General features: G+C 63.3%; 6 protein-coding genes. 4 read left to right on the forward strand and 2 right to left on the reverse strand.

The annotated features are described in order from the left end of the window. Positions 1-240 precede the first annotated feature (240 nt). Positions 241-1,614 carry a sulfatase gene (locus ABFD92_01775; GenBank protein MEN6503244.1) on the forward strand — a complete coding sequence of 458 codons (1,374 nt, stop codon included), beginning with the start codon at positions 241-243 and terminating at the stop codon, positions 1,612-1,614. 81 nt (positions 1,615-1,695) lie between these two features. Here ABFD92_01775 and ABFD92_01780 read toward each other — a convergent pair whose 3' ends face one another. Continuing rightward, positions 1,696-4,824: an efflux RND transporter permease subunit gene (locus tag ABFD92_01780; GenBank protein MEN6503245.1), complete on the reverse strand. Its 3,129-nt coding sequence runs from the start codon at positions 4,822-4,824 to the stop codon at positions 1,696-1,698. Next, complete coding sequence (locus ABFD92_01785) at positions 4,821-6,020, reverse strand: efflux RND transporter periplasmic adaptor subunit (GenBank protein ID MEN6503246.1); 1,200 nt, start codon at positions 6,018-6,020, stop codon at positions 4,821-4,823. The genes ABFD92_01780 and ABFD92_01785 overlap by 4 nt, the downstream gene beginning before the upstream one ends. 166 nt (positions 6,021-6,186) lie before the next feature. On the opposite strand from ABFD92_01785, the gene ABFD92_01790 reads away from it, so the two are divergent. Genes ABFD92_01790 through ABFD92_01800 form a run of 3 tightly spaced genes read left to right on the forward strand, consistent with a single transcriptional unit; the run spans position 6,187 to position 12,197 of the window. Continuing rightward, a complete protein-coding gene (locus tag ABFD92_01790; GenBank protein MEN6503247.1) occupies positions 6,187-7,071 on the forward strand; it encodes a CsgG/HfaB family protein in 885 nt (294 codons plus the stop codon). A 30-nt stretch (positions 7,072-7,101) separates the two neighbouring features. Beyond that, positions 7,102-9,840, forward strand: a complete 2,739-nt coding sequence (locus tag ABFD92_01795) for a hypothetical protein (GenBank protein ID MEN6503248.1) — start codon at positions 7,102-7,104, stop codon at positions 9,838-9,840. Next, positions 9,837-12,197, forward strand: coding sequence for a hypothetical protein (locus ABFD92_01800; GenBank protein ID MEN6503249.1), 2,361 nt, complete (start codon positions 9,837-9,839; stop codon positions 12,195-12,197). Before ABFD92_01795 ends, ABFD92_01800 begins: the two co-directional genes overlap by 4 nt. The last annotated feature ends 11 nt before the right edge of the window (positions 12,198-12,208 follow it).

Consider the following 12,208-nt stretch of genomic DNA (forward strand, 5'->3'; position numbering starts at 1 on the left):
CGCACATTGCCAACACACGCTTACGTAAATCCATTGAGTATGCTTTCATTTCAAGCCTCCATGCTTGACCCAAGCATACACAACTTCTTCAGAGGGCGCTAGATGTGTTCGTGACTTGCTCTAGCCGCCATGCTTTGCGCCAGGATCATCAGGGACATGGCGCCTGGACAACGGCCGCCATGGCACCCGGCAACAAAGCTCGGCATTGACTCCATTTCGCCGCTTCGTCAGAATGCGCCCATGCGCAATCCCACAGATCGACCGAACATTATTCTGATCAACTGCGACGACCTGGGCTATGGCGACTTGAGTTGTTATGGGTCGCGCGTCAATCGCACGCCGGTGCTGGATTCGATGGCAGCCGCCGGCGTGCGGTTCACCGACTTCTACATGGCCAGCCCCGTCTGCTCGCCCTCGCGCGGGGCGATGATGACGGGCTGCTACCCGCGGCGGATCGGGTTTGGCACGTTCGACGGGGCGTGGGTGCTGTTCCCCGGCCAGGGCGTCGGGCTCAACCCGTCCGAGATCACGATGGCCACGCTGCTGCGGCGGCAGGGCTACGCGACGTACCACATCGGCAAGTGGCACTGCGGCGACCAGAAAGAGTTCCTGCCCACGCGGCACGGGTTCGACTCGTACTTCGGCATCCCCTACAGCAACGACATGGGCTGGCAGAAAGGCTGGGACAACAAGTGGCCGCCCCTGCCGCTGATGCGCGACGAAGAAGTCATCCAGGCCCAGCCCGATCAGCCCAACCTCATCGAGCGATACACCGAGCGGGCGGTCGGTTTCATCCGCGACAATCGCGAGAAGCCCTTCTTCCTGTACCTGGCGCACATGCAGGTTCACCTGCCGCTGTACGCCCCGCAGCGATTCGTCGACGCCTCGCAGAACGGACGCTACGGCGCGTGCGTCGAGGCGGTCGACTGGAGCACGGCTGTGCTGCTCTACGAACTGCGCAAGCTCGGCCTCGAGAACAACACGCTGGTGATCTTCACCTCCGACAACGGCTCGCGCGGCAAGGACGGCGGCAGCAACGCCCCGCTGGCCGGGCACAAGGGCACGACGTACGACGGCGGTCTGCGCGTGCCGTGCATCATGCGCTGGCCGGGCGTGATCCCCGCCGGCCGCACGTGCAGCGAGATGGCGCTGTCGATGGACTTCCTGCCGACCTTCGCGGGCCTTGCCGGCACGAAAGCGCCCGATGACCGGATCATCGACGGCTCGGACATCCGCCCGCTGATGCTGGGCCAAACCGGCGCCCGCAGCCCGCACGATGCGTTCTTCTACCACCACGTCGACACGCTCTTCGCCGTCCGCAGCGGCCGATACAAACTGCACGTCCGCCGCCAGGACAAGGAAGTGCGCGAGCTTTTTGATATGGAAAAGGACGTGGGCGAGACTGTCAACCTGTATGACAGCAAGCCCGAGGTCGTGCGCGAGCTGATGAAGCACATCGACCACTGCCGCGACGACATCGGCGACGCGGCGTGCAAAGTCGAAGGCGCCAACCGCCGCCCCTGCGGCCGCGTGGCCAACCCCGTCCCCCTGACCGTCCACGACGCCGACTACCCCTACATGCAGGCCGAGTACGACCTTCCGGATAGAGGATAGTGGTGAGTGGTGAGTAATTGGTAGCGGCGGGGCTTGCCCCGGGCGGTTGTTTCCCCGGCGATCGCGGGGCAAGGTCCGCCGCTAATTTTCATTCGTCTCGTTTTGCTCTGAGCCTCTGTGGTCAATTTCGTCCTTCCTGCGGCGAAAGTTTCGCAGGCGTTCGAAGAGCAGGTAGAATACCGGCGTGACGTAGAGGGTCAGCGTCTGGCTGAAGATCAGTCCGCCGACGACGGCGATACCCAGCGGGCGGCGGCTGTCAGCCCCGACGCCGGTGCCCAGAGCAACGGGGATGCCCGCCGCCAGCGTCGAGATGGTCGTCATCATGATCGGGCGAAAGCGGATCAGGCACGCGTCGTAGATCGCGTCGCGGGGGCTCTTGCCTTCGCTGCGCTGGGCCTCGACCGCGAAGTCGATCATCATGATCCCGTTCTTCTTGACCAGCCCGACCAGCATGATGATCCCCACGAAGGCGTACAGCGACAGCTCCGTCCCGGTCAGCATCAGGGCCGCCAAAGCGCCAAAGCCCGCAAACGGCAGGGCCGTCAGGATCGTGACGGGGTGGACGAAACTCTCATACAGCACGCCCAGGACGATGTAGATCACCAGCACCGCCATCAGCACCTGCAGCAGCATGCCCGACTGCGAGGCCTGGAACGCCTGGGCGGTGCCCTGGAAGCTGGTGGTCACCGTGGCGGGAAGATCAGCCGAAAGCTCCTGCACCACTGCCACGGCCGGACCCAGGGCGGCCCCGGCGGGAAGGTTGAATGAGATCGTCACCGAAGGCAACTGTCCCAGGTGGTTGATCGTCAGCGGCCCGGCCCCCTCGGTGACCGTCGTCACGGCCGTCAGGGGCACCAGTTGCCCGTTGTCAGAGCGGATGTAGATCCATCGCAGCGCGTCGGGGTTCTGCTGGAACGGGATCTGCGCCTCGATGACGACCTGGTACTGGTTGTTGGGAGCCAGGATGGTGGAGATCTGGCGCGAGGCGTAGGCGTTGAACAGGGCGGTTTCGATCTGCTGGGCGTTGACGCCGTAGACGCGCGCCTTGTCGCGGTCGATCTGCACGTTGACCTGGGGGTTCTTGATCTGCAGGTCGCTGGTGACGTCGCGAAAACCCGGATGAACGCTCAGCCGCGCCTCGAGTTGCTGGGCGTAGCGGTACAGTTCACTGGTGTCGGGGCTCTGGAGGGTGTACTGGTACTGGCTCTTGGTGAGCTGGCCTCCGACGGAAATGATCGGCGGGTTCTGCGGAAACACTTCCACGCCCGGGATCGTCGACAGCGACCGGCGGAACACCTGCACGATCTCGTCGGCCGACTGCTCGCGCTGATCGATGGGCGTGAGGCGAATGAAGATGAAGCCCGTGTTGAGCGCCCCGAACCCGCCGCGCCCGCCCGCGCTGGACATGAACGACTCGACGTTGGGGTTGCGCAGGATCTCGGCGTTGACCGCCTGCTGGTGGGCGAACATGGACTGGTACGAAATACCCTCGCCGGCCTGGACGTAGCAGAAGATCTGCGAGCGGTCTTCGCTGGGCAGGAACCCCTTGGGCAGCGCCGCGAACAGCCAGAATGTGCCGGCCAGCACCGCCAGCGACACCAGCACCGTCGCAGCCTTGTGTCGCAGCACCGGGCGCAGCGTCCAGCCGTAGAACGCGGCCATCCGGTCGAAGACCCGCTCGATCCACGCATAGAGGCGGTTCCTGCGCCCGCTTTGGGGCGGGCGCAGGAAACGGCTGCACAACATCGGCGTCAGCGTCAGCGAAACCATGCCCGAGATCAGCACCGCCACCGCGATGACGACTCCGAACTCGCGGAACAACCGCCCGACGATGCCGCCCATGAACAGCACCGGAAGGAACACCGCCGCCAGCGAGAGGGTCATCGAGATGATGGTGAACCCGATTTCGCGCGAGCCCTCCAGCGCCGCCTGCAGGCGCGGTTTGCCCATCTCCATGTGCCGGACGATGTTCTCCAGCACCACGATGGCGTCGTCGACCACGAAACCCACCGACAGCGTGATGGCCATCAGCGAGAGGTTGTCCAGGCTGTAGTCCAGCAGATACATCGCCGCGAACGTGCCGATGATCGAGGCCGGCAGGGCGGTGCTGGCCACGAGCGTCGCGGCGATGCTCCGCAGGAACAGGAAGATCACCAGCACCACCAGCACCAGCACCAGCACGAGGGTGACCTGGACCTCGTCGGCAGAGACGCGGATGCTCTCGGAGCGGTCGTAGAGCATGTGCAGAGAAACCGCCCGGGGCAGTTGCTTCTCGAAGGTCGGCAGCAGGTTGCGGACCGCGTCGGCCACCGCGACGGTATTGGTGCCCGGTTGGCGCTGGACGGCCAGGATGACCGACCGCTGCTGCCCGCTGGAGGGGCTGCAATACCAGGCGGCGGTCTTGTCGTTCTCGACGCTGTCGAAAACGTCGGCGACGTCCTGCAGGCGAACCGGCGCACCGCCGCGATAGGCGACCACGAGGGGGCGGTACGCCTGGGCGTCGTTGAGCTGCCCGCTGGCCTCGATAGTAAAGGCCTTGTGCGGACCATACAGAACGCCGGTGGGCAAGGTCACGTTACCGCTCCGGACGGCCTGGACGACATCCTCGATCGCCAGGTCCATCGCCGCCAGCGCCGGCGGGTCAACCCGGACGCGAACGGCGTACTTCTGCGACCCGAACACCAGCACCTGCGCGACCCCGGGAAGGGTGGAAATCTGCTGGCCCATCAGGGTTTGACCGTACTCGTCCAGCGCGTACATCGGCAGGGTCGGACTGGTCAAGGCCAGGTAGAGAATCGGCTGGTCGGCGGGGTTGACCTTGCGATACGCCGGCGGGTTGGGCAGATCGGGGGGAAGCTGGGCCGCCGCCTGCGAAATCGCCGCCTGCACGTCCTGGGCCGCGGCGTCGATATCGCGGTCGAGGTCGAATTGCAGCGTGATCTGCGTGCTGCCCAGTTGGCTGGACGACGACATGGACGACAGCCCCGCGATGGTGCTGAACTGGCGCTCCAGCGGCGTGGCCACCGCCGCGGCCATCGTGCTCGGGCTGGCGCCGGGAAAGGTAGCACTGACCAGGATCGTCGGGATGTCCACGTTGGGCAGGTCGCTGACGGGCAGTTGGCGATAGCCCATCACGCCCACCATCAAAAGACCGCCCATCAGCAGCGTGGTCATCACCGGTCGGCGGATGCATAGCTCGGGAATCGTCATTGCGACGCTCCCGGGCCACTTGCCGCGGGCGCCGTCGCCGGTCGTGTGGCCGCTTCATCGGGCATTATCATGGGCCTGATCTGCACCGCAGCGCCCTCCTCCAGGCGCAGTTGCCCGTCAACGACAACGGTCTGGCCTCCGGAGAGGCCCCTGGCGATGACGCTTTGCTCCCCTTGGGTTCGGTCAACCTCGACGAGTTGCATGTGGGCCTTGAGATCGTTGTCGATGACGAAGACGAACGTGCCGCGCTGGGAGGTCTGGACCGCATGCGAGGGAATCAGCACCGCGCCGGTCTGGGTCGTCAGCGTCAGCGCCACTTCGACAAACTGCCCCGGCCAGAGGCGGTTGTCGTCGTTGGCGAAGGTCCCCTTGAGCAGGATGGTTCCGGTGGCGACATCCACGGCGTTGTTGATGAAGGTCAGCGCCCCCCGCGATGGCACGTGGTCGCGCCCGCCCACGTACGCCTCCAGCGGCAGAGGCCCGCGCAGACGCTGAAAGCGACGCACGTCGTCGAGATAGCGCTGCGCCAGCGTGAAGTTCACGTAAATCGGGTGGATCTGATTGAGCGTCAGCAATGCCGTCTCGTTGGCCCGCACGACATTGCCGGTCTTGGTCGTCAGCTCGCCAGCGACACCCTCGATGGGGGCGTGGATATAGCTGTAGGCCAGTTGAAGCTCCGCCGCTTCGACGGCGGCCTTGTCGACGGCCACCGTGGCGGCGGCGGTGCGCGCCAGCACTCTGGCGGTGTCGAGTTCGTTGGGGGAGGCGGCGCCGCCTTCGGCGGCATTTTCAACTCGCTGCAACTCTCGCCGGGCGAACTCGAGCCGACCGGTGTCTCTGGCCAACGCCGCCTTCGCCTGGGCCAGCGCCGCCTGCGCCGGGCGCGGGTCGATCACGAACAAAAGCTGCCCCTTGCCCACCAGCACCCCCTCGTCGACATCCACTTGCACGATCGGCCCGGCGATCTGCGAGCGGATCACCACCGACGAGTACGCCGTGACCGTGCCAATATTGCGAGCCTCCACAGGCGTGTCGGCCACGACGACCTTGGCGACGCTGACCGGCACCGCCGGCGGGGCCTGGGGCGGTGCCTGGCGGCCGGAGCAACTCGCCGCTAAGGTCAAAGCCACCACGGCGGCGACAAGGGCCCGGCCCTGCGGTCTGGAGCCTCGGCGGCAGCGTTCTTTGGCATCCATAGAAACCTCTTGGTATCTTAGGCGTTCCGGCGCCCGATGGAGTCGCCGCCGATGCTGCCGCGCGAATCGGAAAATAATAAAAAAACAAAATTCTTCTTCCCTCAGCAGCGTCTTCTTGAAAGCCTGTCTCATGGCACGACCCCATAGAGATGGGATGGAGAATGCAATGAGAATATCGATCTGCTTTGCTGTACTGGCCCTGGCCCCTTGTGCCTGGGGACAAGCCGCCGCGACCCGGCCTGCCGGCAATGCCGCCAGCGCCCCAGACCCCAAGGCGGCCCCGCGCCATACCGTCTTTGCCGCGCCGTTTACCAACGAAACCGCTCAGGAACAATATGACCCCGCCGCCGCAGGCCTGGCAGACCTGATCGGTGTGCTGCTGGCCCAGCAGGAGCATATCGTGGTCGTCGAGCGGCAGCGCCTCGATGTCCTGGCCAAGGAACAGGTCCTTATGTTGAGAGGCCTCAGCGGCAAGACTTATGCCGTTGCGGCCGGCAAGCTGTTGGCCGCTGATTGCGTGCTGGTCGGACGCGTGTTCCTGGTCGACACGAAGCTCACAGTCAGCGCGCAGTTGATCCATATCGCCACAGACCGCGTGCTGGCGGCCGACCAGATCGCCTGCCGCCCCTCGGACCTGCCCGAGGCGAGCCTTCAGATGGCCTTGCGCCTGGCCAAGCAGCTTTCGCTGCCGCTGCCGGCGATCGATTTGTCCCACGTCGACAAGTCTCCCATCGCGTCGCTGCATTTCTGCAAGGCCTTGGGCGACTTCTACTCCGGCAACCTCGACTCGGCGATCATGCAGCTCATGCGGACCATCGACCTGGACCCGGACTTCGTCGAGGCCTACTACTGGGCCGGCCTGAGCTACAGCCGCCTGCGCGAGGATGCCGCCGCAGTTATTGAGTGGCAGGAGTTCCTCAAGCGCTGGCCAGACGCCCCACAAGCCCCGGCCGTGCGCGAGCTGCTGGCGGCTGCCAACAAGCGCGCCGCCGCTTCCGGCGTCCCGCGCCTCGGGCCGACCACCCGTCCAGCCACCGGCGAGGGCAGGTAAATGAAGACCGGGTGGCCTGGATTTGCAGGCATGATGGTGATGCTGCTGGCGTCTGTGGCGGCGCGAGGGGCTCCGCTCAACGTGGCGGTCTTCAACTTTCAAATGAAGGAAGGCCCCCAGCAGTGGCAGTGGCTGGCGAAAGGACTGGCGGATCAGATCACCACCGACTTCACCCGCAGCCGCCAACTGACCGTTATCGCGCGCGATGAGATGCAACTGGTCGCCGCCAAGGTCAAGTGGGCTCCGGAACTGGCCGGGCGGGACCAACATGCGATGGATGTCATCCGCAAGGCCCTCAAGATCGACCGCCTCGTCACCGGCGTCTACAGTGAACGGGGCGGACAGATCGAGATCATCGTGCAGGTGCTGGATGTCGGCGGCCGGCGCGAGCTGATGCGCAAGACCTTCTCCGGCCCGGCGAAGGACGTGCTCAGACTCCAGAAGGACATTTCCGCGGCTCTGCTGGGCTGGTTTTCAGGCGTGCCGGCTTCGGAAATTTTGCCGCACCTGCCCGTCTGGTGCCGCAGCGTCGAAGCGGGCAAACTGCTCTACGAGGGCCTGCACCTTTTTGATCAAGGACAGTACCCCGAGGCTTGGCTGATGTTTCGACAGGCTTTCCATAACGATCCCTCGTATATGGAAGCGCGGTACTGGGTAGCGAGAATGTATTACTTCATGGAGCGCTACGAGCACGCCCAGCGCGCCTACGAGGGCTTCGTCTATGAAGCCGCCGGCCATCCGCGCCTGGGCGACGCCATCAAGGAATACCTCCACGCCTGCGAGAAGAGCGCCGCGGTAACGCCGCAGGCGATGCTGGACCGCCACGCCTGGTTCATCGAGCGGTTCGGCAAGGTGGCCGTCTACAACGAATTGCTCATCGATGGCGCCGTCCCGCTGTCGGCGTGGCTCAAGACCCGCTCAGCGATGATCCTCAGCAAGCGAGGTAATTTCGCCGCCGCCGTCGCGCTGGCCTCACAGGCCTGCGGCGAACTTCGCGGGGGAAATCGCTTTCGCTCCAGAGCCGACGCCATGTCTTTCCTGATTGGCACCGACAGTGCCTACCGTCACAATCTTCAGACGGGTAAGGTCCTGGTGCCCCAAGGGCTGGAGGAACATTATAACTACCGGGGGACAACCTGTACGATCCGCTTTGAGCCCGGCCAGACTGAAACGACCCTGTACTACAAGCCCAAGAGAGAATCTCGCCTCGAATGCGCCGATGGCTACTATTACGACGCGTATTTCTGGCACTTCCTGCTGGCGCCCGATGGCAAAGTCTTCACGAAGATCACGCTGCGGCCATTGCTGGAGGGTAGCGAAGGCCAGATGGGCGCATGCCTTCACAAGCATTATTTCGGCGACAGTGGCACCGTCCATACGAGGAAGCTCACATCGGCCATGCGGAGGGGCCTGGTCTTTGAGAATGTTCCCCGCAGCGGCATTTTTCACGTTCATTACTGGGTGCTTCCGGCGGATCGCCAGCGAGACCCGCACTGGACCTGCAGCGGCGTGCGGGTCGAGGCGGAATTTGAAGATGTCGGAGTACACGGAAGCATCGATATCCAGGCCGACACGGCTGAAGTTTTCCGCGTGCTGGTCGACGGGCTCGCCGGACGCAACGGGCCGGGGCTAATCGGGCTGGTGCCGCCGGGCCGGCATGAGCTGACCGTTCTGCCCAACGCAATGCATCAGCCGCTCAAGATACCAGTCGACGTGCAGGCCGGCAAGACCACCACAGTACACGTCTCGCTGGACTGGGCCCCGGGCTCACCGTGGGCACAATGGAAATCCGGTACCCTGATCGGTCGGGATTATCCGCCCGTGGTGGCCACACCTATCGTGACCGACGACGCGCCGTCCATACAGGCGGACGCCCACGCGATTCGTGTTGTCTGGTCGTATCTGGGTGACCTCTGGATGTCTCAGAGCAGCGACGGCAAGAACTTCTCGCGGCCGGCAATGCTGCCCTTGCCGGTCTCCACGGGCTGGATGGAAATGCGCCCACAGTGCCTTCGCGACGAGACCGGTAGATTTGTGTTGATCTTCCTGTCCGACCGCCAAGGCCAGCACCAGCAGCGCCCGTATGCCTGCTGGTCTCGCGACGGCGTTCACTGGTCCCGGCCGTCCATGGTTGTCGATCGGACGGTCCAGGTCTTCCACCTGATGCAGGACCACCGCGGAATGTTCATCTGGACCGACTGCGGACCCGACGAGATCACCATCATGGAGTCGCGCGACAGCTATCAATGGAACGTGCTCTGCCGTTTGCCCATCAAAGGCGAGCCGCAGGCGGTCAGCCTGGTCGAGCACGGCCCAAGTTATGAGTTGTACGTTTCGCAGCTCTATAACCCTTCCGAAGCCAAGAACTGGGAGACGGGCCAGACGGAGATTATCTGCTATCGCAGCAAAAACCTCCGCGAGTGGACGGGGCCGGTGGAGTTGGCCAAACACTCCAAAACTGGCATGGCTTCGCTGACGGCCGTCACAACGGCTCAAGGGCCGTTGGTCCTGTTCAGCCGCACCACTACGACGAAGGAACGCTCGTTCATCCAGCTTTTCCGTCACGGTGACACTGGTTGGGCTGCGTCGGCACCCCAGCACGGAATGGCGGGATGGGCTTCTGGAATGGGGTATCACCCGCGTTGGGGCCACCTCATCGCCTGGAAGTCCGAAAACGGGATTCAGTTCCCCGCCGAGCACTCGGGGGTGTATTTGATGATGGGAAAGAGCGTCGAGCCCTTGTTTGGCAAAAAGGAGAGTGGTAGATGAACCGTCTGATTTGTGCCGTTGCGGTGTCAATTTTCATCACCGGGATAATCCACGCTCAGCAACCTTTGCGATGGGGCAGTGAAAAAGAACTGGTCGGGATGCTCTGCCAAGGTCCCCCTGCGCAGCGGCATATGGCGTACGAAGCGTTACTGTTTACGCTTCCGTCTGCCCGGAGCGCCATCACACAAGCTCTTGAGAACAAGCAGTTGCCGCCTCAGGCAAGGCGTCGACTGACCTTTCTGGCAGATTTCGGCGAACTGCCGGCTACGGGCAGTGTGTACCGAAACGGCAAAAATCCTTCGCCCGAAGGCGAATTGCAGAATGGTGATATTATCACGAAGTTTGACGAAGACGGCACCCTGTCCGGCTGGCGCAAAGGCAAGGATATTGGGGTCCTGGCCAAGGTGGAGATTCCACAGGTGCTGCACCTGCTGAAGCCTTGGCCTGACCATCATTACTTCTACACCCGGTACGGTCATCAGGGATCATGGTCTGGCGATGTAGCCGCAGTTCTGGCCGGGGGGGCGAAGCCAGGCGCCCCGCGCATTGCTGTCTACCAGAAGGCATGGAAAGAAGGCTGCCGTGATCCCCTCGTGGCGGCGGCGTGGCTGGAAGAACTTTGGAACTGCTGGATGATGGACGAGGCAGCCAAGGTCATCGCCGCCCTGCCCGCCCAATTCCATGATAAATATCCGGGGGGATACGGAACGTTTCAGTTGCAGAAACAGATCCTGCTATGCCGAATGGACAGCCAGCCGAGGCAGCAGGTGCAGACGGCCCTGTCAGAACAGCTTAAAGCGGCATCGGAGGCCGACGCTTGGCTTGGCCGGGCGATACTGCTGCAGCTTCAATCCAACATGCTGCTTGGGGGACCGCCTCAGCAGATCCGTGAGTTCTGGCAGACAAATATCGGCGATCTGCTTGCGCTGCCTCGCCAGACTGAGGATGCCCTGGGTGCCGCGGTCCTCTGTCTGGCCGCGGGAGAAGGGCCTTTTACTGCCGCCAAGCCTTTTGCACCGTTAGGAGATATGTTTGCGGGACGGATTAATATACCGGTTGATTACGACCGTCTGGAACCCGGTAGCGCCCCGCCGATGTATCCAATGATGGCAGTGGCCGATCCCCTCATCCATCGCTGCAACGCTATTGAAAAGCCCATCGATGGTTTCTTCCTTGAGTTTTTCGGCGTCCCCCGGCGCGTTGAATGGGAGTTCCGGCCCGAGATGTTTCCGGCTCCGGGGGAGCCCGACGCCAGCGCGCTGTGCATCAGGGCCAGCCAAGGCAGGAACGCAATCCTGCTGAGACTGCTCAGGTCCGGCGCGATGGAGATCTTAACCACCGCCAGCGGCGGCCGGTACAACGCCACCATTCCACTGATTCGTAATCGCAAGGAATGGCTGAAAGTCAGCATCGACCTGATGCCCCGGCGCCTGCAGGTGAATCTTAACGGGCAACGGGTATGGACTTGTCCGGCCGCAGATTGGCCCCAACAAGGGCAATTCCAACTTGTGCTTCAGGGCTCCTACTGTTCGGGCTCAGCGCGGAACCTTCGCTTCTACCGCTATATAGACCGGCCGGTCGACAATTCAGCTCTTGAGCGGCTGGCGCTGGCGCACGAGGAGGCCATTCGCAGAGGTGAGGTGGAGCAAGCCGAGGCGGCGCTGGCCAAACTGGACGCGATGATGCGCCCGTTCCCGGCCTTTGATCCAGTCCGTCAAGGATACGCTTCGGACATGGAGCTTTTCCGCAAGATCATGGGGGATGGGCTGAGCATCACTGGCGAGCGCACCCTGGAGTCAACGCACCGCCTGCTTACAGGCAAGTGGAAAGCTGATGGGATCTGGATCGTTCCACAGCCCGACCCTCGGGACAAGCAACATTTCGCTTTGTTCAAAACGCCGGGGCCCGACGACATTGAAATAACAGGCGTTATTGACGCCCAAGACGCAGGCGCAGGGTCTTATCTATATCTCAGCCCCCAAAGCACATTCGCCGACAACAACCAGGCTCTGGCTTTTCATCCCGACGCGGGCAGTGTCATACTTCTGCCGGGCAAGAATCGTCGCCTCGCGAAAGTGGATTTCTCAACCCCGCTGCCTTTCTGTATCCGGATCAAGGCAGACCAACTGGCGGCCTTCATCCGCTTTGGCAGCAAGCCTGACCTGATCCTCCGGCGGCAGGTTCGCAGCGGCAGACATGTCCAAATCTATACCGCTAGTCCCGCAGGTAAACCCATCCGCATCGGCAATCTCAAGATCCGGGCGTTGCCCAAGGACACGCCGATCGATGCCCCGGTGAAAATGCCCACAGCAGAGCCCGACACTCCTTCGAGCCAGCCCCAACGGAAGGTATGGTAGACGATGCTCCG

The sequence above is a fragment of the Planctomycetaceae bacterium genome (assembly GCA_039680605.1).
GTDB lineage: Bacteria > Planctomycetota > Phycisphaerae > SM23-33 > SM23-33 > JAJFUU01.